At 33.0% G+C, this 25,039-nt stretch carries 21 protein-coding genes; 13 read left to right on the top strand and 8 right to left on the bottom strand.

Annotated features, from left to right (window positions below; genetic code table 11):
• Positions 1-4 precede the first annotated feature (4 nt).
• From EAH81_RS23920 to EAH81_RS23910, 3 genes are all read left to right on the top strand, one after another.
• Positions 5-3,712: a DUF6443 domain-containing protein gene (locus tag EAH81_RS23920; protein ID WP_241676644.1), complete on the top strand. Its 3,708-nt coding sequence runs from the start codon at positions 5-7 to the stop codon at positions 3,710-3,712.
• Positions 3,713-3,716: 4 nt separating this feature from the next.
• A complete protein-coding gene (locus EAH81_RS23915; RefSeq protein ID WP_241676643.1) occupies positions 3,717-4,595 on the top strand; it encodes an ankyrin repeat domain-containing protein in 879 nt (292 codons plus the stop codon).
• A gap of 666 nt (positions 4,596-5,261) precedes the next feature.
• Entirely contained in the window at positions 5,262-5,723 is a 462-nt protein-coding gene (locus tag EAH81_RS23910; RefSeq protein ID WP_140511518.1) for a hypothetical protein, read from the top strand.
• A gap of 141 nt (positions 5,724-5,864) precedes the next feature.
• Here EAH81_RS23910 and EAH81_RS23905 read toward each other — a convergent pair whose 3' ends face one another.
• The 3 genes from EAH81_RS23905 to EAH81_RS23895 all read right to left on the bottom strand — a co-directional run bounded on the left by EAH81_RS23905 (position 5,865) and on the right by EAH81_RS23895 (position 8,512).
• Complete coding sequence (locus tag EAH81_RS23905) at positions 5,865-6,731, bottom strand: cupin-like domain-containing protein (RefSeq protein ID WP_140511517.1); 867 nt, start codon at positions 6,729-6,731, stop codon at positions 5,865-5,867.
• A gap of 81 nt (positions 6,732-6,812) precedes the next feature.
• Positions 6,813-7,901: a biotin synthase BioB gene (gene bioB, locus EAH81_RS23900; RefSeq protein WP_140511516.1), complete on the bottom strand. Its 1,089-nt coding sequence runs from the start codon at positions 7,899-7,901 to the stop codon at positions 6,813-6,815.
• Positions 7,902-8,074: 173 nt separating this feature from the next.
• Entirely contained in the window at positions 8,075-8,512 is a 438-nt protein-coding gene (locus EAH81_RS23895) for a hypothetical protein (protein WP_140511515.1), read from the bottom strand.
• Positions 8,513-8,769: 257 nt separating this feature from the next.
• Between EAH81_RS23895 and EAH81_RS23890 the strand changes: the two genes are divergently transcribed.
• The gene (locus EAH81_RS23890) at positions 8,770-9,297 is read left to right on the top strand and encodes a hypothetical protein (RefSeq protein WP_140511514.1); all 528 of its coding nucleotides are present in this window, start codon (positions 8,770-8,772) and stop codon (positions 9,295-9,297) included.
• Positions 9,298-9,301: 4 nt separating this feature from the next.
• Entirely contained in the window at positions 9,302-9,463 is a 162-nt protein-coding gene (locus tag EAH81_RS27660) for a hypothetical protein (protein ID WP_170214153.1), read from the top strand.
• A gap of 24 nt (positions 9,464-9,487) precedes the next feature.
• Here EAH81_RS27660 and EAH81_RS23885 read toward each other — a convergent pair whose 3' ends face one another.
• Entirely contained in the window at positions 9,488-10,417 is a 930-nt protein-coding gene (locus EAH81_RS23885) for a bifunctional riboflavin kinase/FAD synthetase (protein WP_140511513.1), read from the bottom strand.
• A gap of 195 nt (positions 10,418-10,612) precedes the next feature.
• On the opposite strand from EAH81_RS23885, the gene EAH81_RS23880 reads away from it, so the two are divergent.
• On the top strand, positions 10,613-13,306 hold the full coding sequence (locus tag EAH81_RS23880) for a reprolysin-like metallopeptidase (RefSeq protein WP_140511512.1): 2,694 nt from the start codon (positions 10,613-10,615) through the stop codon (positions 13,304-13,306).
• Between the two features lie 144 nt (positions 13,307-13,450).
• Here EAH81_RS23880 and EAH81_RS23875 read toward each other — a convergent pair whose 3' ends face one another.
• The gene (locus EAH81_RS23875; RefSeq protein WP_170214152.1) at positions 13,451-14,134 is read right to left on the bottom strand and encodes a ComF family protein; all 684 of its coding nucleotides are present in this window, start codon (positions 14,132-14,134) and stop codon (positions 13,451-13,453) included.
• 98 nt (positions 14,135-14,232) lie between these two features.
• Here EAH81_RS23875 and EAH81_RS23870 point away from each other — a divergent pair, with 98 nt between their 5' ends.
• From EAH81_RS23870 to EAH81_RS23850, 5 genes are all read left to right on the top strand, one after another.
• Positions 14,233-15,771: a glycine--tRNA ligase gene (locus EAH81_RS23870; protein WP_140511511.1), complete on the top strand. Its 1,539-nt coding sequence runs from the start codon at positions 14,233-14,235 to the stop codon at positions 15,769-15,771.
• Between the two features lie 245 nt (positions 15,772-16,016).
• Positions 16,017-16,850 carry a LytR/AlgR family response regulator transcription factor gene (locus tag EAH81_RS23865; protein ID WP_241676642.1) on the top strand — a complete coding sequence of 278 codons (834 nt, stop codon included), beginning with the start codon at positions 16,017-16,019 and terminating at the stop codon, positions 16,848-16,850.
• Positions 16,851-17,023: 173 nt separating this feature from the next.
• Positions 17,024-17,287: a hypothetical protein gene (locus EAH81_RS23860; RefSeq protein ID WP_140511510.1), complete on the top strand. Its 264-nt coding sequence runs from the start codon at positions 17,024-17,026 to the stop codon at positions 17,285-17,287.
• Positions 17,288-17,323: 36 nt separating this feature from the next.
• Positions 17,324-19,441: an ATP-binding protein gene (locus EAH81_RS23855; RefSeq protein WP_317130510.1), complete on the top strand. Its 2,118-nt coding sequence runs from the start codon at positions 17,324-17,326 to the stop codon at positions 19,439-19,441.
• Entirely contained in the window at positions 19,431-20,129 is a 699-nt protein-coding gene (locus EAH81_RS23850; protein WP_140511509.1) for a response regulator transcription factor, read from the top strand. Before EAH81_RS23855 ends, EAH81_RS23850 begins: the two co-directional genes overlap by 11 nt.
• Before the next feature lie 84 nt (positions 20,130-20,213).
• On the opposite strand, the gene thiL is transcribed toward EAH81_RS23850, so the two are convergent.
• Positions 20,214-21,260: a thiamine-phosphate kinase gene (gene thiL / locus EAH81_RS23845; protein ID WP_140511508.1), complete on the bottom strand. Its 1,047-nt coding sequence runs from the start codon at positions 21,258-21,260 to the stop codon at positions 20,214-20,216.
• 338 nt (positions 21,261-21,598) lie between these two features.
• Here thiL and EAH81_RS23840 point away from each other — a divergent pair, with 338 nt between their 5' ends.
• Both EAH81_RS23840 and EAH81_RS23835 read left to right on the top strand, forming a co-directional pair.
• Positions 21,599-22,078, top strand: a complete 480-nt coding sequence (locus EAH81_RS23840; protein WP_140511507.1) for a DinB family protein — start codon at positions 21,599-21,601, stop codon at positions 22,076-22,078.
• 64 nt (positions 22,079-22,142) lie between these two features.
• Positions 22,143-22,640: a DinB family protein gene (locus EAH81_RS23835; RefSeq protein WP_140511506.1), complete on the top strand. Its 498-nt coding sequence runs from the start codon at positions 22,143-22,145 to the stop codon at positions 22,638-22,640.
• Between the two features lie 350 nt (positions 22,641-22,990).
• Here EAH81_RS23835 and EAH81_RS23830 read toward each other — a convergent pair whose 3' ends face one another.
• Together EAH81_RS23830 and EAH81_RS23825 are read right to left on the bottom strand one after the other, a co-directional pair.
• On the bottom strand, positions 22,991-23,947 hold the full coding sequence (locus EAH81_RS23830) for a helix-turn-helix transcriptional regulator (protein ID WP_140511505.1): 957 nt from the start codon (positions 23,945-23,947) through the stop codon (positions 22,991-22,993).
• Positions 23,948-24,195: 248 nt separating this feature from the next.
• Positions 24,196-24,810, bottom strand: a complete 615-nt coding sequence (locus EAH81_RS23825) for an outer membrane beta-barrel protein (protein WP_140511504.1) — start codon at positions 24,808-24,810, stop codon at positions 24,196-24,198.
• Positions 24,811-25,039: the final 229 nt, after the last annotated feature.

The raw sequence follows: 25,039 nt of genomic DNA, 5'->3' as shown, positions 1-25,039 counted from the left end.
TATTATGATAAAAAATATTTCCCAATATGCAGTCGTTTTATTGTTTTTTACTGCAACTGCGATCCATGCCCAAACACCCTTAAGCATAGCAAAACCCGAAAAACCTGTAACCAGTTATAACGTAACGGCGGCTACAGGTTCTGTTACATTAATTGCCGGCGAGACCATCACTTTTGGACCTGGTACATTCATACAGGCCGGAAGCACTTTTACAGCCAGAATAAGTTCACTCGCACAGGATATCGCTATTCCTGTTGTTCCTTCTATTGCTAAAAATGATAACTATATATACAGTCGTATTTTTCAAACTCCAATGACTACCGTTAACGGAATTAAAAATAATAGAGATGTACAGGAAAGTATCCTTTATTTTGATGGATTAGGGAGACCTGTGCAAAAAATTGCAATTCGTCAGGGCGGAGATGTTTCAGATATTATAACACATATTGAATACGACGAATTTGGCAGACAAGTAAAAGACTATCTGCCTTTCTCTGTGGCTAATACCGACAATAACTATTCAAAAATGGACGCACAGGATGCTTTGGATAACACTATAAGCTTTTACGATAAAGAATATTACGACAAAACTATAAATCCGTTTTCGGAAAAGAAGCTTGAATCGTCTCCCCTTAATCGAATAATAGAACAAGCAGCACCGGGAAATGATTGGGCAATGAGCAATCCTAAAAAAAACACTATAAAATTAGAGTACCAAACCAATACTTTCGGTGATGCAGTAAAATTATATAAAGCCATTACAAGTTGGCAAACCAGCAAAGGTTTGTATGATATTAGTTTTTCAGATGATGGGAGTTATGACGAACATGAATTATACAAAAATGTATCCTATGATGAGAATTCAGGAGTAAATCCAAGTGAATCTTCCGGTTCTGTAATCGAATTCAAAAACAAAGAAGGACAAATTGTTTTAAAGAGAACTTACAATGCCGGTCTTAAACATGATACGTATTATGTTTATGATATATATGGGAATCTGACTTATGTACTGCCGCCAAAAGCAGATATTACAATCAATGATGAGGTTTTAAACGGATTATGTTATCAATATAAATATGACAACAAAAAGCGCTTAGTCAAAAAAAAATTACCTGGTAAAGAATGGGAGTTTATTGTTTATGACAAATTAAACAGACCAGTGGCGACAGGTCCTGCGTTTTCGCCCTTTCAAAGTGATGCGGCAATTGGCTGGCTTATTACCAAATATGATGTTTTTGGCCGACCTGTTTATACCGGTTGGTACAACCAAAGCGTAAATTCACTGACAAGAAACACAATGCAAACCGCTCAAAACACAGCAAAAGTTTTGTTCGAAACCAAACAAACATCCGGAACCATAGACGGTATTGCAGCATATTATACGAATGATATTGAACCAAAGATTTTCAAACTGTTAACCGTAAATTATTATGATGATTATACTTTTCCCGCAGTTCAGGCACTGCCTGCTACAATTATAGGGCAAAAAGTTTTAACAAATACCAAAAGTCTGGCGACAGGAAGCTGGACAAGAGCACTTACAACGGCATCAAATACAGCAGGAGAAACAAGCACTATTTTTTATGATACTAAAGGAAGAGTTATAAGCAATTATGTGAAAAATTATTTGACTGGTATTAGCCATACCGATAGTGAAATTGATTTTACAGGAAAAACCCTTAGCAGTGTAACAGAACATCAAAAGGTAAGTGGAGGAACAAAAATTACTGTAAAAGAAAAATTCACCTATACAGCCCAAAACCGTTTGCTGACCCACACACATCAAATAGGTGCAGAAACAGAACAGCTTCTAGCAGACAATACCTATGATGCATTGGGTCAGCTTGTGGGGAAAAATGTAGGGAATAGTACAGGGAGTCCTTTACAGAAAATAGGTTATAATTATAACATTAGGGGCTGGCTTACCCAGATTAATAAAACAGATAATCTGCAGCAAGGATCAGATCCAAAAGATCTGTTTGCATTCAAGATAAACTATACTAAAACCGAAGGAAATTCAGCCGTTACAAAGGCACTTTTTAACGGTAATATAGCCGAAACATTCTGGGCAACAAATTCTGACGGAAGTGTACTTCGCGGATATGGCTATCAATACGACCAGTTGAACCGATTGAAAAATGCCACGTATCAAACCCCAAAACTAGCCGTAAACAAAAACTATTTTGGAGAGAACATGGACTACGACAAAAACGGAAACATTACCAAATTGCAGCGTAAGTTTATGGCAGGAACATTAACGAATCCCTATGCAGATGATATGGATGATCTGGGGTATTCGTATGCTAAAAATTCGAACCAGTTAATAAAAGTAACAGACGCCACCAATAATCCACAAGGATTTAAAAGCGCTAATAAAACAGGAGACGATTATGCCTATGACGACAAAGGAAATCTTACTAAAGATCAAAACAAAAAAATTATCGAGATTGTCTATAACCATCTTAATTTAACCAAGAAAATAACATTTGGAGACGGAAATACGATTGAGTATATTTACGATGCCACGGGTCAAAAACTGGAAAAAAACGTAACCGAAAATAAGGTATTAACCAATACAAAATATGTGTCCGGTTTTCAATACAAAAATGATGTTTTACAGTTTTTTCCAACAGTAGAAGGTTATGTTCGAAACACAAGTACAAATCCTGCAACATATGTTTTTGGTTATGTATTTAATTACTCAGACCATTTAGGTAATGTTAGGTTAAGTTATGCTCAAAACGCTAAGAAAACAGGTCTTGAAATTCTGGAAGAGAATAATTATTATCCTTTTGGTTTTAAACATGCAGGCTATAATACAGATAATTTACAGCTTGGATATAAGTATAAGTATAACGGGAAAGAGTTTCAAGATGAACTGGATCTTAATATGTACGATTTTGGAGCAAGACTATATGATCAAGCATTAGGAATTTGGAGAACATTAGATCCATTGGCAGAAAAATCCCGGAGATTTAGTCCCTATACATATGCACTTAACAATCCAGTTTACTTTATTGACCCGGATGGGATGTTAGCACAACCATCTCCATTAGAAGCAGCTGTTATGTCAAAACATGTTTATGGAGGGAATAAAGTAAAGTTAGTTGGTGGTTGGAAAGTTTCGAATGCAAGTGAAGGAATATCTATGAGTAATTTTAATACTGGTTTTAAATCTGCCTTATATGAGCGCACTACTAAAGGGAAAACGGAATATACTTACGCAACTGCGGGAACTGAAGATGGTAAAGATTGGAAAACCAATGGGAAACAATTATTTGGTCTTTCAGAACAATACAAACAATCCATGGAAGTTGCGGGAGATTTAAAAATGGCATTACCTAAAGGAGCAGAACTTACCTTTACTGGGCATTCTTTAGGAGGTGGTTTAGCAGAAGCAAATGCACTTACTACAGGTGACAAAGCAGTTACTTTTAATGCGGCAGGAGTATCTGTATTTACAGTGGATACTAACCAAAAATCTAATACAGATGCCTATTTAATGACATCAGATCCATTAAATGCAATACAAGGTTCTACTGGCTTGCCAACAGCAGGCGGCGAAAAATATTTTTTAAGTCCAGGAAGCATCAATGGTTATAAAGATGGTCATAGTATCGATTCGGTTATTGAATCATTAAAAACAAACACTTTTGGGCAATTTGTTAAAAACACCATGGATTCTTTTTTCAAACCTAATTCAGATAAATAAAATTATGAAAAAGTTATTTGGCTACTTAGTAATCTTCCTTTTTATTGGATGCAATAATAGAGAAGCAATTGTTGATAAGAAAAAACTAATAGGGTACGATTATCGCTTGTTCCAAAATACGTCCGCTTGGGAATTGGCAAAAGCAGTTGAAGATGGAAACACTATTAAAATAAAAGAGGAGATGCTAAAAAACAAAATAAAAGTCGATTTTAGAGAACCTGTTTTTGGGAATACATTGTTAATCTTAAGTGTTGGTAATAGCAATTTTGAAAGTGTAAAAGTGTTATTAGAATTAGGTGCAAATCCTAATTTAGAAGACTTCTATAAAGGAAGTTGTGCGACAATTGCAGCCGCACATAACAACGATCCCAAATACTTAGCGCTCCTTTTAAAATATAAAGGAAATCCAAATGCAATTGAAACTGCTCCGTTTAAAAAAGGTGACCAAGCCAGAGAAACAGCTTTGTTAGCAGCAATTAATTTTTTAGATCCTAACAGTTTTAAAAAAGTAAAACTTTTAGTAGAGGCTGGAGCAGATATCAACTATTCTAATGAGGGACCAGAAATATATACAAAATTGCCTCTTGCAGATGCTATTACCGCACGCAAAATGGATATAGTGTTATATCTTTTAGAAAAGGGGGCAGATTATAAAAAAGTTATATACACAAGAGTTGATAATGAACAAATTTTTATTTTAGAAGCATTAAGACAATGTTTGTTTGACTTACATTCAGAAGAATACAGAAATAAGCTAAAAGTAAAAACTTTTTTGAAAAGCAAAGGTTTAGATTATAATAAAGAACCCATTCCGGATTATATACAAGAGAATATTAAAAAGAAATATCCGAAAGATTGGCAGGATTATATTAAAAAGTACTAAGCAATTTGTTAAAAACACCGCTCCCGCACGAATCCTTTCGTGTGGTATGGTGTAATTAGCAACGATTAATTCTAAATTTCAGAAAAGGAGTAGAAATAACAAATTTCATAATCCAGATGGTTTGTATTTTTAGAATGTTTAATGGCTAGTTGTTGCGCCACACGAAAGAATTCGTGCGGAAGCGGTGAGAAATAATCAACTATGAAAAGATTTACGATATTGATTTTAAATATCTGACGACACTCCTTGTTTTATTATATGTTTTCTTTTTATTGGGTTCAGGTTCTGCAGGGTTTAATGATAAATGGTATTATGTGATAATAGGAGTTGGAATAATTCATTCTCTAACGATTTCTTTTTTATTGAAATCGAAACCAAAGTATTATTTTATAATTCCGTTATTTATTTTTAGCCTTTATCTATATTTTTATTTTGAATAAGCTTCTGCATTGCTTCCGTACGAATTCTTTCGCATAATAATGGTCAATCAAAGAGCGTTTTTTGATAAGATTGATTTTGTCTTATTGTGTTATAAATAAACTTATTTTGGGCTTTTTGGTTTTATGATTCGCAGTAATTTTGTACCGCTCGCAAACGAATCCTTTAAATAAGATTACTCAAGCATTAAAGGATTCAATATCTTTTAACATTAATCTAAAATAAAAAATGATGTTAGTTTCAAAATTTGAAAAACGTTACCTTTTGAGAAATATCTTTATACCAATTACCTGTATTGTTGTAAGTATTTTGCTTGTAACTGTTAAGATTTATTATAAAAAAAATGCTGATGTTATTTTGCCTGCCATTTTTCTTTTTATAGTTGGGTGTTTATTTTTATTTTATGGCTTAAAATCTACTTATAAAGTCGTCGTGGAAAAAAAAACAATCACAAAAATCTACCTTTTATCCCGAAAGAAAGAAAGTTTCTCTTATAGAGCTATTAGACATGTAGACAAAGAATTTATAGATGGTTTTTACAGTTGTGAGGTTGGTCAAATTACGGGGTATTATATTTATATATATTATTTAGAAAATGACAAAGAATTGATTATATCTTCATTATATTTTAAAAATTATAATGAATTACTTGAGAAAATTGATCTTTATTGTGGTTGCCGATTTTTCTGACATATACTTCTTTGATTATGTTTTTAATTAATCCCCGCTATTCAAAATATATTTATAAAAAGCTGCTCAAATGTGCGTGACTTTGCGCATTTTTCTAATTTATAACAAATCTTAAAATAGTATTTTGTTCACATTTTGTTTTTAAAAAGTCTTTTGCAAACTTTCATTGGTATTGCTAATTGCCTTTTCATTTTTATAATCAATCCATTTTTGGCCTTTAAATTTTCGCATTATAATATCAAAATGGCGCATAATAAAAACGTTATAAACCGCTTTTGATAAATTAGTAATGTTTTTAGGAAAAGCCCTTAAACTCATAGAGAATCCTGGAGTCAGGTATTTCATGTAATGCCAATAACCTTCGGGCATATATAACATTTCCCCATGCTTTAGATTGGTGATATAACCTTCGGCATTTTTAAGAGCGGGAAATTTTGTGTAATCAGGATTGTCAAAATCGATGTCTTCTCTCGAGATTAAAGCGTGAGGCACTTTGTACATATATTTAGACTGATTTGGAGCAAAAAGCATACATTGTTTTTCTCCATGAAAATGAAAATGCAAAATATTCGAATAGTCGATATCATAATGCATGAAAACTCTCGAATTTTCTCCACCAAAAAACAACATTGGCATTTGTTTGACTAATTTCAAGCCAATATCCGGCCATAGAAAGTCATTTTTTAAAGTTGGCACTTCTTTCATTAGATTATAAAGAAAGATGCGATAATTGGTAGGTTTCTGTTCTAAAAGACGGATGTAATCGCTCATTTTCATTTTAGTATGCGCTTCATTGAAGCCATCTTCATGATTTACGGGTCTGTTATCGTATAGAGGAACGATAATATCACCGGCGATTTCATTGATATAGGATAATTTCCATTTTTGATATGCTGGCCAGTCTTCGGTCAGTTCTTCAATAACAACGGGAATTTGATTTTTTACATATTGGGAAATAAAATCAGCTTTTGAGATCTTTTTTACCCTTTCGATTTGTTTTAAATTCATCTCTATTAAATAAAAAAATTGCTTATAACACATGTTATAAGCAATTTAAAAATATTTGTTGAGATTTATTAACTCATTTAATTAAATTTTTGATTTGATCGAAGCTTCAAGGTTTCTATCAATCGTATGTCCGGGACGTGACCACTTAGGTTTTTCGCCTAAAGGAGCAAATTGAGAATCTGCTGCTTCAACCGTTTGTGGCTGCGAAACTTTAACAAATGGCTTTTGCGGAATTAATCCTAACAAGTCAAACATTTTCATGTCTTCCTGAACATCAGGGTTTGGAGTAGTCAATAATTTATCACCTGCAAAAATAGAGTTTGCACCAGCAAAAAAGCACATTGCCTGTCCTTCACGGCTCATATTTGTTCTTCCGGCAGATAAACGAACTTGTGTGTCCGGCATTATAATTCTTGTAGTTGCCACCATTCGAATCATTTCCCAGATTTCAACTGGTTTTTCTTCCTCCATTGGAGTTCCTTCAACAGCAACCAAAGCATTAATAGGCACAGATTCCGGTTGAGGATTTAAAGTGGAAAGCGCTACAAGCATTCCGGCTCTGTCTTCGATACTTTCTCCCATTCCAATAATTCCACCGCTACAAACCGTAACATTCGTTTTACGAACATTTTCGATTGTTTGCAAACGGTCTTCGAAACCACGAGTAGAAATTACGTCTTTATAATATTCCTCAGAAGTGTCTAAGTTGTGATTGTAAGCATATAAACCGGCTTCTGCCAAACGTTGCGCTTGATTTTCGGTAATCATACCCAAAGTACAACAAACCTCCATGTCTAGTTTATTAATGGTACGAACCATTTCAAGAACCTGATCAAATTCTTCACCATCTTTTACGTTTCTCCAGGCAGCTCCCATACAAACACGAGATGATCCGCTTGATTTTGCACGCAAAGCCTGAGCTTTTACCTGACTTACACTCATTAAATCATTCCCTTCAACACCAGTGTTATATCGGGCAGCTTGTGGACAATAACCGCAATCTTCCGGACAGCCTCCGGTTTTGATAGAAAGTAACGTTGATACCTGAACTACGTTCGGATCATGTTTTTGTCTATGTATAGTTGCCGCTTCATACAGCAAGTCCATCATAGGTTTATTATATATGGCGATTATCTCGTCTTTTGTCCAGTTGTGTTTTGTAATGCTCATTAGGTACATTGTTTTTGAAGCCTCAAAAGTAACGAAATTGTTCTAATCAACCAATGATGAATCCTGTAAATGAATATTTGACAGTGATTTTCAAAAAAGAAACACTCTAAAATCACATAATTATATTTTTTTATGATTTTAGAGTGCTAAATGATCTATTTTGTTTTGAAAAATTAATCGGCTATATATTTATTATTCCAATATAACATCATCATTAAGGTGACAATTACCGATGAAGCGATTCCTTCAAACAGTAAACAAATGCAATAAGTTGGTACAGAAGGATTTCCTCCAAACATAAAAGTTTCGGATAATGTTTTTACATAAGCATCACCACCTCTTGCATAACTGTAAACCAATAATCCAAAAACGCTTAAAGCCACACCAACTACTGAAGTTGCCATTGCAGAAACAGCATTTGACACAAAATTCGTTTCTCCTTCATGCAAGTTCATTTTCATGGTTTTATTGACACCATAAAATATAAAAAATACATTCAGGGTACGCAGATAGAATAAATGTGCTAAGCCTAGGACGTTCATCAATAAGAAATAAATTCCTATTCCAAGGAATATCAAAAAACCGTTGGTAATTTCTTTAGGTAATTTCATAGTGGTTATTTTTAAAGAAGTTAATAGTAAATATTTGATAAACAGAGTTCTATATCAAATTTACTAAAAAAACAACTACGATGATTTAAAAATCGGAAAAAGTATTTTTTTGTCTCTTTTTTAAGTCTTAAATAGATATTGAAAACTTCCAATTGAGATTAATATTTTGTATTAAAGATGTATCTACAAGTCAAATTAACCCATAAATTCTTGAACGGATATTAAATAATTACCTTTAAAATTTGTATTTTTGGTGTATGAGCAATAAAAAGCAGATCGAGCAAAGTTTTATTATTGACAAATTAACGGATTCAATTTTAAATACAATTTCAGGTGATAGTTTTCAAACTGAAGTGAGTCGTATAACGAGTGTTGATTTAAAAACTGTTTTAAAGAAAAATGGATGGAATTTTGATTGGAAATCTCAATTTAATGACATTCAAAAGGAGGTATATAAGCTTACAATTGTTAATAATTCAAATATTGTTCAGGGAGCAATAAGTATAACAATTGAACAGGATCATGTTTATATGAATCTTTTGGAAAGTTCTCCTTTTAACGTTGGTAAAAATAAACTTTACGAAGGTGTTTCAGGAAATTTAGTTGCTTTTGCTTGTAAAGTTTCTTTTCAAAAAGGATTTGATGGGTTTGTTGCATTTACAGCTAAGACAAATTTAATTAAACATTATGAGGAAAATTTAGGTGCTTTTCATTTTAAAAACCAACGAATGATTATTGAGACTGAAGCATCAAAAAAATTAGTAAAAAAGTATTTTAAATCATAAAGAGATGAGTTTTATAAAAGAACCAAAAGGTGTTGATTTTATTATAGAAAGTCCACCTTTATCAGAAAAAGAAAAAAAGGAAATTAGCGAATTTATCGCTAGTAGAAAGGCTAAAAAAAATAGTGATGTAAGAACTTCTAAGCCAAAAACTATTGTTAGAAAATAACGGACCAATAGTTTTTAATGCTTTTTAAAGCTGACTTACGAAAGCCAAAGCATTTGCCTTATCCTGATTTAATTGTTTTTTCAATAAATCCAATGAACCAAATTTTTGTTCTTCGCGAAGATATTCTAGCAACGAAACTTCGATTTTCTGACCATAAATATCAGCATCAAAATCAAAAAGATTTACTTCGATGGTTTGTTTTTGTCCATCAACAGTTGGATTAAAACCAATATTCATCATTCCGAAAACTTCTTTTTGATCAACAATGGCTTTAACAACATAAACACCATTCTTTGGAATCAACTTGTAATCTTCTTCAATTTGGATATTTGCTGTCGGGAAACCAATAGTTCTCCCTAATTGTTTTCCTTTAACAACTTCGCCGGATAAAAAGTAATCGTAACCCAGATAATCATTGGCTAAAGACATATTTCCTTCATTGAGTGCTTTTCTGATTTTGGTTGAGCTTACAGAAACATCCTGGATTTCTTGTGCCGAAATCTGTTCTACTTCAAAACCATATTCTGCTCCAAAAGCGATTAGATCATCAATATTTGCCGTTCTGTTTCTACCAAAACGATGGTCGTGACCAATAATTATTTTCTGAATATGAAACTGATCGACTAAAATAGAATGTACAAATTCTTCTGCAGTCAATCTTGAAAAACTTTCGTTAAACGGATGAATAACAAGGTTTTCAATTCCGGTTGCTTCCAAAAGTTTCGTTTTTTCAGAAATAGTATTTAAGAGTTTGATTTCTGATTTTTCCTGTAAAACCATTCTTGGATGCGGAAAAAAAGTAAGTACTAAACTTTCGTATTTTCCGTTTTCCGTATTTTGAGTAATTCGTTCCAGAATTTTTTTATGACCAATATGTACGCCGTCAAAGGTGCCAAGAGTTAAAATCGTTTTCTTGGTTGACTGAAAATCGTTTATAGAATGAAAAAGCTTCAAAACAAATAATTTAAGATGGTGCAAATTTATACTATCTATTTTAAATTTGGTACTACGCCCAATCGATTTTTGATGAGATTAAGTTTCTTTTTGTGAAAAACAGTTTACTCGTCGAGTAAAAAGCATTAAATGTCGTATTTATGTAAGAATTTAATTTAATTCGTTTAATTTTGAAATTTAAACGCCACCTGAAGTATGAAAAAACAATTACTTTTTTTATTGATTATATTCTGTTGTGTCAAAATTCATGCTCAGAGCGATGATTTATGGCAAAAAGTTAGTGCGAATACAGCACTTAGTAAAAGAGGAAATTCTGATGAATCCAATAAATTATACTATAAATTAAATTCAGAATCTTTACAGGCAAAGCTTTCGGCTACAACAAATAAAAATTCCAAAAGTACTACGACAGAAATTACGATTCCAAATGCGAGTGGTGTTTTGGAACGCTTTCAGGTTTGGGAATCTTCGAATTTTGAACCGGAATTGCAAGCAAAATATCCTGAAATCAGAGCTTATGAAGGAAGCGGTTTAGACGATAAAACAGCCAAAATTCATTTTAGTATGGCACCAATTGGAATGCAGACTATGGTACTTCGCGCTGATAAACCAACAGAATTTATAGAGAAAAATCCAGACGACAAAACCGGATATGTATTGTTTACTTCTACTGGCAGCCTTAATTCAATTTCAAAATTAGTTTGTGGAATCAAAGATTTTACATCAAAAAATAATTCAACAAAAAAGACAGCAAAAACGAACGCAAGTAATAAAGTTTTCAAAACGTTAAGATTAGCGTTGTCTTGCACAGGAGAATATACGGCATTTTTTGGAGGAACAAAAGCCGGTGCTTTGGCAGGAATGAATGCTTCTCTGACAAGAGTGAATGGTGTTTTTAACAAAGATCTTGCAGTAAAATTAATTCTGATTGCAAATAATGATGCTGTAATCTATACCAATGCAACTACAGATCCTTATTCTAATGCTAAGGATGGTACAGCAGATTATCCCGGTACAAGTGATTATCAAGTATGGAATATTGAAGTACAAAACAATTTAACGAGCGTAATAGGTGAGGCAAATTATGATATTGGTCATTTGTTTGGTGGTTCCGGCGGTGGCGGAAATGCGGGTTGTATAGGTTGTATTTGCAGCAGTCCGGTAGCAATAAACACTATTGGTAAAGGAAGCGCTTATACATCTCCGTCAGATGGCGTACCCCAGGGAGATACATTTGATATTGATTTTGTGGCTCATGAACTAGGGCATCAATTAGGAGCAACACATACTTTTTCTTATTCTATTGAAGGTACAGGAACAAGTGTTGAGCCCGGAAGTGGTTCTACGCTTATGGGTTATGCAGGAATAACGGATTACGACGTTCAGAATAATTCAGACGATTACTTTGCCTATGCAAGTATTGCTCAAATTCAGGATAATCTTGCTGGAAAAAACTGTCCGGTTAGTACTGCTTTAACCAATAATCCCCCAACAATTAATGCGGGTATAGATTATACCATTCCTATAAGTACTGCATTTGTTTTAACCGGAACCGGTTCTGATCCTGATGGAGATACAGTTACGTATACCTGGGAGCAAAATGATAGTGCAATCACAACAGATAAAAGCAATAGTATTGCATATCCCACAAAACCAGACGGACCATTGTTTAGATCAATGCCGCCTGTGAGTTCACCAATTCGTTATATGCCAAGTTATAGTTCAGTGCTTGTGAATAAATTAACCACAACTTGGGAATCCGTTTCGTCTATTGCAAGAACGCTGCATTTTACATTGACAGGACGTGATAATGCAGCTTTGGGAAAAGCACAAACCAATACAGATGAAATGATCGTGACCGTTGCAGCATTTGCAGGACCGTTTGCAGTTACTTCACATTCGGGTAATACTGTAAGTTGGAATCAGGGATCAAATCAAGCCGTGACCTGGAGCGTAAATAATACAAATACATTGTTTGGTTCGTCTACTGTAAATATAAAATTGTCGACAGATGGAGGTTTGACTTTTCCGATAACTCTCGCGGCAAATACACCAAATGACGGCTCAGAAGTTATCACACTTCCTGCAAGTGTGCCTTCGTCAACAAATTGTAGAATTTTGATTGAGCCCTTGTCAAATATTTATTACGCATTAAATAGTTCACCATTTGCAGTAGGATATACTTCGACAATAACTTGCGATACCTATAGTTTTGGGAGTTTCAGTATTCCTAATTCAACGACTTTTACTTCTAAAACAATTACTGTTCCTGCATCAACTGGAAAAGTTGAAGATGTAAATGTTTCATTAAATGTAACACATACCAGACTTTCTGATCTTGAAATTCAGGTTGTAAACCCACAAGGAACAATTGTTCGTTTGTTTAACAAGGGTTGTACGGATGTAAATTCTACTCTAGCTGTTCAGTTTGATGATGATGGAGTAAATTTGAATTGTAGTACAACTACCTCACAAATTGTGATTCCGGTTGATCTTTTGAGTGTTTTTAACGATCAAAATCCACAAGGGAATTGGACTTTTAGAGTTCGTGATAATGTTACAGGCATGTTTGGAACAATAAATTCTGCTTCAATAAATATTTGTACGAAAAATTACACTTTAGGAACACCTGATTTTGATGTAATAGATTTTGTTTTATATCCAAATCCGAATAAAGGAAACTTTACAGTTCAATTTGAAAGTGACGCAACAAATAGGGTTGAGGTTTTTGTACACGATATTTTAGGTAAAAAAGTATATTCTAATTCGTTTGATAATACATCGCATTTTGATCAAAATATACAATTATCAAATGTTTCTTCGGGGATTTATCTGGTGACCGTTATTGATGGAAATCGAAGAACAGTTAAGAAAATTGTAGTGAATTAAAATTCAAATAGACAATTTCTTAAATTCCAAATTCCAATTTATATAGCCTTGGAATTTGGAATTTATTTTTTGAAACGTATCTGGCAATTAATCTGTAAACACTACAAATTGGTATTTGGAATTTAGATATTGAAATTTTCCATCTTATGAGTTCGCAATAGCCATACAAACAATGCTAATTTTTACTCCCGGAATTTTCAATAAAGCGCGTGAACAAGCTTCAAGCGTTGCTCCAGTTGTCAGGACATCATCGACAATCAGGAAATGCTTGTTTTGATTTTCTTCTGTAGAAATTACATCAAAGATATTTTCGATATTATCAGATCTTCCCGCGAGATTCTTTTTTGATTGCGTTTTGGAGTACGTCTTTCGATATAAAATAGAATCGTTGTACGGAATGTCTAATCCTTCGGATAACGTTATTCCAAAAGTAGTGACCTGATTATAACCTCTTTCTTTTAATTTTTTTGGATGAAGCGGAACAGGAATCACAATATCAAACGGAATTTCTAAATTCAATTCTCTTAAATCTTCGACATACCAATTTCCCAAAACAGAGCCAATTTCTTCGTGGCCTTTGTATTTTAAATTGTGAATGAGTTCCTGTACGATTCCTTTTTTATTAAAATACAAAAGTGCCGAAGCATGTTCGATCTCTATTTTGCCGTAAAACTTTTTGACAGCTTCATTTTTAGCATCTAAATGATATTGAGTAAGAGGCATTTCGTGACGGCAACTCGTGCATAAAACAGTTTCGTTTGTAACTAAAACAGTATGGCATCCGGCGCAAACTTTAGGAAAAAAGAGGTTGATTATGAATTTAAACACAAATAGAAAGAATTTAGTTACAAAAATAACGAAATCAATCCTGCAATCTTTGTTATTTTTCTTTTTTTTAAACGGACTTTTTATATTTTTGCATCACTATGGCAAAACAAGAAGATATATTTAAGAATGTGGTTTCGCACGCAAAAGAGTACGGATTTATTTTTCCGTCAAGCGAAGTATACGATGGATTGAGTGCAGTGTATGATTATGCACAAAATGGTGTCGAGTTAAAAAAGAATATCCGTGAATATTGGTGGAAATCAATGGTTCAGATGAACGAGAATATTGTCGGCTTAGATGCTGCAATATTAATGCATCCAACAACCTGGAAAGCTTCAGGTCATGTTGATGCTTTCAATGATCCGTTAATTGATAATAAAGATTCAAAGAAAAGATATAGAGCGGATGTTTTAGTAGAAGAATTTGCTGAAAAGATCAATCAAAAAGCTCAAAAAGAAATTGAAAAAGCAAGAGCTCGTTTTGGTGATGCTTTCAATGAAGAAGAATTTGTTACCACAAATGCCCGCGTTGTAGAATATCTTTCAAAGTATAAAGAAATTTTGTCAAGACTTGCAAAAGGTATGACTGATGATCTTCAGGATGTAAAAGCTTTAATCGAAGAATTAGAAATTGCAGATCCTGAAACCGGTTCCCGAAACTGGACAGATGTAAAGCAATTCAATTTAATGTTTGGGACTAAACTTGGAGCTTCTGCAGATTCTGCAATGGATTTATATCTACGTCCGGAAACGGCGCAGGGTATTTTTGTGAATTTCCTAAATGTTCAGAAATCTGGTCGTATGAAAGTTCCGTTTGGAATTGCTCAAACCGGTAAAGCCTTTAGAAATGAAATTGTTGCAAGGCAATTCATTTTCCGTATGCGTGAATTCGAACAAATGGAAATGCAATTTTTTGTACGTCCGGGGGAAGAAATGAAATGGTACCACCATTGGAAAGAAACTCGTCTTAAATGGCACTTGTCACTAGGATTAGGAAAAGAAAATTATCGTTTTCACGATCATGAAAAATTAGCACATTACGCAAATGCTGCGGCAGATATCGAATTTAATTTCCCTTTTGGATTCAAAGAATTAGAAGGAATTCATTCAAGAACCGATTTTGACTTAAAAGCACACGAGCAATTTTCAGGTAAAAAATTACAATATTTTGATCCGGAATTAAACGAAAACTATGTGCCATATGTAGTAGAAACTTCAGTTGGTTTAGACCGTATGTTTCTGGCTGTTTTTGCAACTTCATTAAAAGAAGAAACCCTCGAAGACGGTTCAACAAGAACAGTATTGAAATTACCATCTGTTTTGGCACCAACAAAAGCAGCTATTTTGCCATTGGTTAAAAAAGATGGTTTACCGGATATTGCAAGAACAATCATTGAAGACTTAAAATGGGATTTCACAGTAGCTTATGATGAAAAAGATGCTGTAGGACGCCGTTACAGAAGACAAGACGCTCTTGGAACTCCGTTTTGTATTACAGTAGATCATCAAACTATCGAAGATCAAACCGTAACAATTCGTCATAGAGATACAATGAAACAAGATCGTGTAAAAATTTCTGAATTGAAAGATATTATTGAAAACGAGGTTTCTACAAAAAACTGGTTGATGAAAATGTAAATTTTTATATAAAATGATATGAAATCCCAAATTCCTTTCTGGAATTTGGGATTTTTTTAATTCAAAAATGTGTATTTTGTCGATGAAATTTGCATTTCAGCTTTATGTTTTAACATTTGTTCATAATGTATTAACATTGAAAAGTTTAGGTAAATGAATTGCGTAATTTTAATTGCGGAAAATATATTAAAAGTAAATTTTTTCAAAAGTATTGAGGGAACTAAAGGAATAGTTGTCGTGGATTCATGAAAAATCAACAAAAACCAATATTGAATAAGTATTCGTATATTATAATTGATGACGATGCAGAAAGTATTTTGAAGACCAAAACAATTGCAGAAGGTTTTTCAGAATTAACTTTTGTGGCTTCGGCGATGAATTATGAGGAAGGCTTAAATTTGGTTTTAGAAAATAGACCGTCAATTATTTTTCTGGAGATTAACCCCAAAGATTTATCCAGTAATTTATCGCTTGCTTTTATCAACGAATTACATAGGTTTTTGTCAATTTTGCCTAAAATAATTGTTACAACTACTACAAAAGAAGGAGCATTTGATGCGATTCAATACGGTGTTTTTGATTATATTCTAAAGCCGATAATAACAATTGATATATTAAAAAGCATTTTAAAATTAAATAAGGAAGTTGTCGAAGTCAATACTGTAAGTACTTGCCAAGAAATAGCGACTTCAATTATTCCTGGTGAAAAAACTTCGCAAATTGTTGAAAAGTCATTATTAATATGTGTAAAATCTTACGGTGATTATCGCTACATTAGTGCTTCAGATATCTCTTATTTTCAAGCGGACAATAATTCGACCGATATTTATTTAAATTCAGGCGAAATGATAACAGCTTTTAAGACATTGAAACATTTTGAGAGTATTTTGGAGTATCCTTTTATTCGAATTCATAATAGCTATATTATTAATCGAAATTATATAGCCAGAATTCATAACGGAAACTCAGTTTGTTACATAAAAAATTCCTCGAAAAAGATTCCTTTTTCGAAAACTTATAAATCAAATGTAGATCTAATTATTGCTGATTTTGCAGCAGGAAATTATTTAGAAGTCTAAAAATTAGACATTTACACGTATTTAACGTTCATTGACTATCAATTGGGCATGTTCTACCATAAACCTGTTTTTCCGTATAAGTTTTTTTGATTGTAGTGTTAGTTTTACACTCTGATTCGCATCCAGCGATCATTCCCCAAAAACCTTAAATCAATCATTTAAAACCTCAAAACATGAAAAAAGCAGCTTTAACATTCGGATTATTTTCTTTAATAATGGTAGCAACTTCATTTGCAACTCCAGAAAAAACAAACAAATCAATTGCAGGAAATATTGATATTATGATTGGTGCTGATGGTACTGGTGGGCAAGCAGGAAGAAATGGTAAAAAGTCAGATCTTTATGATACACCTAGTCAAATAAATTCAAATGCAAGTAGTTTAAATAGTTTTTCATCTGATAGTCAATTGACAAAATCAAGAGTAAAAATAGACTAAGAAAAATAAAAATATTCTAAAAAAGGTTGTCAGTTTTTGACAGCCTTTTTTTATGTCTATAGTTTTAGTATTTTTGATGAAAATCATAGACATACATTGAAAAAACATTCTCAGATATTATTGTTTTTAGTTCTTGTTCTATTTGGTTGTACCAATAAAACTAAGAAAGATGAAAATGTAAATTCTTCGCATGATAGTCTCTCTATTTATTTCTCCCTGGCAAATGACATTAATTTACCTTTAAATTACAAACAAAAGTACAATCAAAAAGCATTTGATATAGTTATTGCTCAAAAGAATGATTCCCTTAATAGAGTAAACCTTTTTAAGGTTGCTAATCGTTATTATAATATGAGCGATTGGAAATCCTATCAAAAAGTATCAAAGCTAATTCTCGAAAGATCAATAGATAGTAAAGATTCATCTAGTATTGCCAAAGTTTATACGTATTTGGGAGATTATTATCAATCCCAAATGGTTTCTGATAGTGCCTTTTTGAATTATTTCAAGGCAGAAAAAATATATTTAGGAATTAATGATCATGTTAATTTGGCTAAAACTTTTTTAGCCAAAGCAGATCTACAATTAAATGAAGGAGATTTTTTTGCAAGCGAACTAACGGTCTTTAAATCGCTTAATATTTTAAAAACGATAAAAAATGCAAGTCATAGTCTTTATGAGAGTTATAATTTACTGGGAATCATATATAATGAGCGTGAAGAGTATGATAAAGCACTAGAGTATCATAATAAAGCATTGTCAATTCTTGAAGATAAATCTATTCCGTCAGAGTTTCAATTAAAAGCGACTTCACTAAATAATATTGGGTATGTGTATTTGAATATGCATAATTTTAATAAAGCGAAAGTTTATTTCAAGAAGGGTCTGGAACAAAAGAATTTGTTTAATGACTACACTGTTCTTTATGCTATGCTATTGGACAATTTAGCTTATTCTAAATTTAAGTCAAAAGAGTTTTCGGATTTACCTTTGCAGTTTTATAATGCTCTGAAAATCAGAGATAGTTTGAAACTTGAATCTGGAATTATTTTAAACAAAATTCATTTGTCTGAGTATTATGCATTTAAAAAAGATACTTTCAAAGCGATTCAGTTTTCAAAACAAGCTTTAATTCTTTCTCGCGCGTCTAGTAAATTGAGATATACACTTGATGCCCTTAAACAAATAGCTTCAGTCGATCCAAGAAAAGCTTCAACTTATTCTAAAGAATACATTCAGCTTAATGAAAAACTACAAAAAGCAGAACGTAGAATGGGAGAAAAATTCTCTCGTATTGAATATGAAACCAACGAAATAAAGGATCAAAACTCAAACCTGCAAGAGAAGAATAAAACTTTAGTCTATATTTTTAGTATTTGTACTTTGTTAGGTTTATTTTTCTATGTTTACAAAACACAACAAGCCAGAAACAGAGAATTACTTTTTAAGCAGCAGCAGCAAATTGCAAATGAAGATATTTATAATTTGATGATTTCGCAGCAAAATGATATCGAGAATACTCGTATCAAGGAAAAGAAAAAAGTGGCTCAGGAATTGCATGATGGTGTATTGGGCAGAATGTTTGGAGTCAGAATCAGTTTAGACAGTTTAGATAAATTAGACGAAGCCCATGCTGCTCCCAAGAGAAAGAAGTATTTGACAGAACTCAAACATATTGAGGAAGATATACGTGAAATTTCGCATGATTTAAATCGTGAAAAATCAGAATTAATTAATAATTTTGTTGCGATTTTAAACAAATTGTTTGAAAATCAACAAAACACATACAGATCAAAACTGATAACTTCATTTGATTCTCATATTAAGTGGGAATTAGTGAGTAATACGGTCAAAATCAATTTGTATCGAATTATTCAGGAAGGTCTTCAAAATTGTAATAAATATGCAAAAGCAAAGACGATTGAAGTGGAGTTTAAGAGTGAGATCAATTATTTGATTCTTTCAATTTCAGATGACGGGGTTGGTTTTAATACCAAAAGAACCAAGAACGGAATAGGATTGCATAATATTCAATATCGAGCAGCAGAATGTAAGGGTACAGTTACTATAAAATCTGCCAAAGGAGAAGGAACAATTCTCGTAGTTAAAGTCCCAATAGATCAAAAAATAAACCTACAAAATAATGACAGTTGACCTAACAGCACCATTTTCGCAACTTACTAAGCGGAATATTTTAATAGTTGACGACCATCCTTTTATTATTGAAGGATACAAGAATGCTATTACTCGTTACAATCCTAAGGAATATGAATTTCTTATTTCTCAGGCATACGATTGCAGATCTGCTTATGATTTATTGCAAGACGTTGAAACCCCCAATTTTGACATCGCTTTTCTGGACATAAGTATGCCCGCTTATGAAGAAAAAGATATTTTTTCTGGTGAAGATCTGGCAAAATTGATTATCAAGAAAATGCCCAACTGCAAGATTATTTTGCTGACAATGTATACGGAGCTGCTAAAAATCAAAACAATCATACGGACCATAAGCCCAAATGGTCTGATTATCAAAAATGACCTCACGTTTGATGAATTGCTTTTTGCATTTGATAAAGTAATGAAAAACGATAAATATTACAGCCAGTCTGTAGTAAAAATGGTCAATCAATCTCCTCATAATTCAATAGAAATAGACCAGTTCGACAAGCAAATTTTATTTCATTTGTCTAAAGGAACAGAGCACCATACAATGCCGCAATATATTCCGATTTCCTTAAATGCAATCGAAAAACGTAAAGTCAATCTCAAAGAATTGCTTAAAATAAAAACCGGTTCAGATGACGAATTGGTAAAAGAAGCCAAAAGTAAAGGACTTTTCTAAAATAAATTCCAAATAAAAAATTCCAAATTCCAATGTTTATAATATATTGGAATTTGGAATTTTTATATTGAGATTTTAATTGAATTATTCGCTCAAAGCATCCCAACCGCGCGCTTTCAACGGAATTTGGGTGTTTGCACGAGTAACCAGGTTTATTCCTTCGCTTTCGTCTGCCATATGACCAATAACAGAGAAATTTGGATTTCCTTTTATTTTATCAAAATCATTAATATCAATCGTAAAAAGCAATTCATAATCTTCACCGCCATTAATAGCGACAGTTGTACTGTCAATATTAAATTCTTCGCAAGTCGAAATAAATTGCGGATCTAACGGAAGTTTATCTTCGTATAAATTACAACCGACTTTAGATTGTTTACAGATATGAATAATCTCAGATGATAATCCGTCCGAAATATCGATCATTGATGTAGGCTTAATTTCCAAAGCATGCAATAAAGTACGAACATCTTTTCTGGCTTCAGGTTTTAATTGACGCTCGATCAAATAACTGTACATATCTAAATCTGGCTGACTGTTTGGATTCACCTGAAAAACTTGTTTCTCACGCTCCAAAACCTGTAGTCCCATATATGCAGCACCAATGTCGCCCGTAACAACTAGTAAGTCGGTTTGTTTGGCACCATTTCGGTAAACAATTTCGTCCTCATCAGCTTCACCAATTGCGGTAATGCTAATAATTAATCCTTTTTGAGATGAAGTTGTGTCGCCACCAATTACATCTACTTTATATTCTTTTGCGGCGTGTGTAATCCCTTCAAATAATTCTTCTAATGCTTCTAACGGAAAACGGTTAGAAACGGCTACAGAAACCGTTATTTGCGTTGGTCTGGCGTTCATTGCGCAAATGTCAGAAAGATTTACGACAACAGATTTATAGCCCAAATGTTTTAAAGGCATGTAAGCCAAATCAAAATGTACACCTTCAATCAATAAATCAGTAGAAACAACTACTTTTTTATCCTTAAAATCAAGAACTGCGGCATCATCTCCTATACTTTTTAAAGTAGATTCCTGAGTAACATCAAAATTTTTGGTTAAATGTTCAATTAAGCCAAACTCGCCTAATTGCGCTAAACTGGTACGTTGCGGATTTTTATCTTCGATCATTTTTTCTAAGTTCCAATGTTTTTAAGCTGCAAAGGTACAAATTTTAATTCCGTAATCTCGTAGACACCTATGTTCATAGAGGCGCACTGTAGAGACGCACAGCAGTGCGTCTCACGTCTAGTAACCACAATCTATTCCGTATCAAGCCCAACAGGTTTGTAAAACCAGTTGGTTTTAAGGCAACGAGTATAAACTGAGGTTACGTTGTGTAAGACGCACTACTGTGCGTCTCTACAGTAGGATATAAAAAAATATTTTATTTTTTATTTCCTACTGACAAACTGTTGTCACCGACCCTCGATAATTTTGAAGTATTAAATAATTAAAACTTTAAAACTATGAAAACATTAGCAGCCCAATTAATTACTCCTGAAGATTTGTTGATACACTGGCAAGGTCACCGCGCCCTGACTCGTCGAGTTATTGAATTGTTTCCTGAGAAAGATTTTTTTGAATTCTCGATAGGAGGAATGAGAACTTTCTCTAAACTAGTAGATGAACTTCTAGGAATTGCGGTTCCCGGACTTAAAGGAATTGTAACTAAAGAAACAGCACCATTCACAGAAGGAGCCGAAAAGTTGATTTTTAAAGCTCAATATCTTGAAAAATGGGATCAGGCAACGGAAGAAATTAATCAGTATTGGCAACAATTGTCTATTGAAGATTTTAATGAAACTTTCAATCTTTTTGGGCAATATGAATTTCCGGTAATTCAGAATATTTTGTATTTTGTTGATAATGAAGTTCATCACCGCGGACAAGGATATGTTTATTTAAGAGCTTTAGGAATTGATCCGCCTTTTTTCTGGGAAAGATAAATCAATAGCAAGATGTTTTTAACGAACCAGTCAATTCATTCAAGTATAATATAAATCAAACAGTATGAGTTTAAAAAAGATAATGGCAAATTATGCTGCGTACAATTTATGGGTAAATCAACAATTTGTGAATTGGCTAACACCAAAATCTGATGAGCTGTTGCATAAAGAAGTTGCTTCCAGTTATTCCGGCATTCTTAAAACACTTAACCATATTTGGGAAACAGAGCAATATTGGTTTTCTATAATATCCGAAACCGCTTTGCCCGAAAGAATAGAAAATGCTGAATTAGACAAGAATGATATATTTGAAGGTTTGTTAAATACATCGGCCAAATTATCCGAGTTTATATCATCATTATCAGACGAACAACTATATAAAACCATTAAAATCGAAAGTCCGTGGTTTCAATGCGATTTGCCAATTTCTGATTATTTATTACAAGTAGTAAATCATGGCACGTATCACAGAGGACAAATTGTAACTATTGGAAGAAATATTGGTATTACAGATGCTTCAAATACCGATTATAATTTTTATAATGTAGTAAAAGCGCAATAATAAATTGAAAAATTCCCAAAGCTGAAATAGGTTCATCTTTGGGAGTTTTTGTATGATAACAAATGGGTTATAATTTAATGTGCAAGGACGCGAAGTCTTGTTTATTAATGATTAATTGTACTGTTTGTCATTTCGAACGAAGGGAGAAATCACACTAGGAATTCTACAAAGATTGACGATTATCTGTGCGGAGTTACGTGTGTGATTTCTCGTTCCTCGAAATGATAAATCCGTTACCGAAATAAGTAACCTTTACAGAAATGACATAAAATGAGAAAAAAAAATCTTTTTAATCCTTTTAATCTGTGGCTCTTAAAAAAAACTTTGCCAGCATATTTCGCACTAGTAACTTATGATAATCTTTTTTTATACGTTTCCAGTAATTCCATTACCCTGTTTTTGAGACTTTCAGGCTCCAGAATTGTAGCATAATCACCAAACATCAAAAACCATCTCGCAAAACCTTCCTGAGTATCGCGCGACATAAAAGTCATTTCGATTTCGTCTCCAACTTCTTTTTCTGATACGTAGCCATGATATTTTTGTTCATATCGAAGATAATTGAGGATTTTTCTCGAGACCAGAATTCGAACCTTAGTCGTTGGAATAGTTTCTGATTTAACCAAATAAGTTTCTAAAGAATCGTGTTCAATTGTAAAGTGTAAATCTGTTTTCTGAATTCCCTGAATCCGATCCGTTCTGAATTGTCTGTAATCATTTCGAAGATGGCAATAACCCAGAAAATACCAATTATTATGATCGTGAAAAATACCCACAGGCTCAATGTTTCGGTTACTTGCTTCCTGTGCTTCGATGGTTTTGTAGGATAGCAGAATTTGTTTTTTCTCTGCAATACTTTCAAACAAAATTGCCAAAGTATTAGGTGAACTGTCGTGAAACAAAGGTTCCTGGGTTTGCATTAAAATCTTAGATTCAATATTTGAAAGCCAATCTTTATCAGTACCTCTCAAAACCGACTTTAATTTATACATCGCCGATGCATAATGAGATCCAAGAGATGGATCCGTAAATTTTTGCATGAGTTTTTCGGCAGCGATAAAACTGCTTACTTCCTCACGCGTAAACATAACCGGCGGTAATCTGTAACCGTCCATTAAAGCATAGCCAACTCCGGCTTCACTATAAATAGGAACTCCAGACGCTTCAAGAGTTCTAATATCCCGATAAATAGTTCTTAAACTACAGTCAAAACGATCAGCCAATTCTTGTGCTTTTACAATTTTTTTAGATTGTAATTGAATCAGAATTGCGATAATACGGTCAAATCGTTTTGGGGTTTCGTCCATTTTTTTCTTTTATAAGTGCAGAGGTTCAAAGATACAAAGGTTCAGAGTTTAAAGAAATAAAAAATCTGTCCCAAATTAGGACAGATTTATCAGTTAAAAAATTATCTGCAATTTGCATCCGGCAATCTATTATTAAAAACAAAAACCCGATAACGAAAGTCATCGGGTTATAAATTAGTTTGTAAGTTTTGCAGTTAAATTTCAAAGTACAACAACTTGAAACATTAAACCGGAAACAATTTAAACTGCTAGAATCTATACAAAAGACCAAATTGTGGTTGGTCAAAAATGTTTTCAAATAAATTAATGTTTAAATTAAAAGTATCCGATGATGCTCCATTTTCAGGAGAAACGCTATTGTATGCCAGTACATTAGCCAATGTGAAAGTTACTGCGATATTTTTGGTGACAAAATAATTAAGACCAACTGTAATGTCAGCCGTCACACTGTTACTCGTGTCACTGTTTAGGGGACTTTCGACTTTATTACGTCCGTAACCTAAACCAGCTTCCGCGAAAGCTTTAAAACGTTTTTTATCTAATTCTAAAAAGTAGTAACGGGCAAAAGCGCCAACTCCAAAAACATTTGTTTTAGTATCAGTCGCATCTACCTTATTGCTGGAATAATCTATTTTTGCTCCCACAGCAAATTTATCATTCAACAAATAACCAAATTTTGGACTAAATCCATAATAATCAGCTGCACCGCCTGTACTAATTTTTATAGAACCTTCAAGGAACATATCTCCTTGTTGAAAAGTAATACCTTTTGCTGAGTTCATTTCTGATTCCGCTTGTGCTTCTTGAGCATTTGCGAATGAAAAAGTTAACATCGATAAAATAATAAAGAATTTCGTTTTCATAATTATAGCTTTTTAAAGTTTGTAAGATTAAAATTATGTTTTTACGATTAAAATTTTTGCAAAAGAAATCAATTGGATTAAAAATGAAGTTATTGAGTTAATATTCTTACTTTTTTATAAGTTTTTACGTGTTTATTTTGGAAGATTAATTAGGTTTTCTTTGTGATTAATGACACACAAAACGAGTCAAAACGGCATTTTTTAAAAACAAAAAACCCGATAACATAAG

The organism is Flavobacterium pectinovorum (assembly GCF_006438875.1).
Taxonomy (GTDB): Bacteria; Bacteroidota; Bacteroidia; order Flavobacteriales; family Flavobacteriaceae; genus Flavobacterium; species Flavobacterium pectinovorum_A.
Note: the sequence above shows the minus strand (reverse complement) of the source record. Positions and strands in the feature narration are given on the sequence as shown.

What these genes read in the sequence shown, in the direction of transcription:
- EAH81_RS23920 (WP_241676644.1), top strand. Translation starts at nt 5, where the DNA reads ATGATAAAAAATATTTCCCAATATGCAGTCGTTTTATTGTTTTTTACT.
- EAH81_RS23915 (WP_241676643.1), top strand. Translation starts at nt 3,717, where the DNA reads ATGAAAAAGTTATTTGGCTACTTAGTAATCTTCCTTTTTATTGGATGC.
- EAH81_RS23910 (WP_140511518.1), top strand. Translation starts at nt 5,262, where the DNA reads ATGATGTTAGTTTCAAAATTTGAAAAACGTTACCTTTTGAGAAATATC.
- EAH81_RS23905 (WP_140511517.1), bottom strand. Translation starts at nt 6,731, where the DNA reads ATGAATTTAAAACAAATCGAAAGGGTAAAAAAGATCTCAAAAGCTGAT.
- bioB (WP_140511516.1), bottom strand. Translation starts at nt 7,901, where the DNA reads ATGAGCATTACAAAACACAACTGGACAAAAGACGAGATAATCGCCATA.
- EAH81_RS23895 (WP_140511515.1), bottom strand. Translation starts at nt 8,512, where the DNA reads ATGAAATTACCTAAAGAAATTACCAACGGTTTTTTGATATTCCTTGGA.
- EAH81_RS23890 (WP_140511514.1), top strand. Translation starts at nt 8,770, where the DNA reads ATGAGCAATAAAAAGCAGATCGAGCAAAGTTTTATTATTGACAAATTA.
- EAH81_RS27660 (WP_170214153.1), top strand. Translation starts at nt 9,302, where the DNA reads ATGAGTTTTATAAAAGAACCAAAAGGTGTTGATTTTATTATAGAAAGT.
- EAH81_RS23880 (WP_140511512.1), top strand. Translation starts at nt 10,613, where the DNA reads ATGAAAAAACAATTACTTTTTTTATTGATTATATTCTGTTGTGTCAAA.
- EAH81_RS23870 (WP_140511511.1), top strand. Translation starts at nt 14,233, where the DNA reads ATGGCAAAACAAGAAGATATATTTAAGAATGTGGTTTCGCACGCAAAA.
- EAH81_RS23865 (WP_241676642.1), top strand. Translation starts at nt 16,017, where the DNA reads ATGAAAAATCAACAAAAACCAATATTGAATAAGTATTCGTATATTATA.
- EAH81_RS23860 (WP_140511510.1), top strand. Translation starts at nt 17,024, where the DNA reads ATGAAAAAAGCAGCTTTAACATTCGGATTATTTTCTTTAATAATGGTA.
- EAH81_RS23850 (WP_140511509.1), top strand. Translation starts at nt 19,431, where the DNA reads ATGACAGTTGACCTAACAGCACCATTTTCGCAACTTACTAAGCGGAAT.
- thiL (WP_140511508.1), bottom strand. Translation starts at nt 21,260, where the DNA reads ATGATCGAAGATAAAAATCCGCAACGTACCAGTTTAGCGCAATTAGGC.
- EAH81_RS23840 (WP_140511507.1), top strand. Translation starts at nt 21,599, where the DNA reads ATGAAAACATTAGCAGCCCAATTAATTACTCCTGAAGATTTGTTGATA.
- EAH81_RS23835 (WP_140511506.1), top strand. Translation starts at nt 22,143, where the DNA reads ATGAGTTTAAAAAAGATAATGGCAAATTATGCTGCGTACAATTTATGG.
- EAH81_RS23830 (WP_140511505.1), bottom strand. Translation starts at nt 23,947, where the DNA reads ATGGACGAAACCCCAAAACGATTTGACCGTATTATCGCAATTCTGATT.
- EAH81_RS23825 (WP_140511504.1), bottom strand. Translation starts at nt 24,810, where the DNA reads ATGAAAACGAAATTCTTTATTATTTTATCGATGTTAACTTTTTCATTC.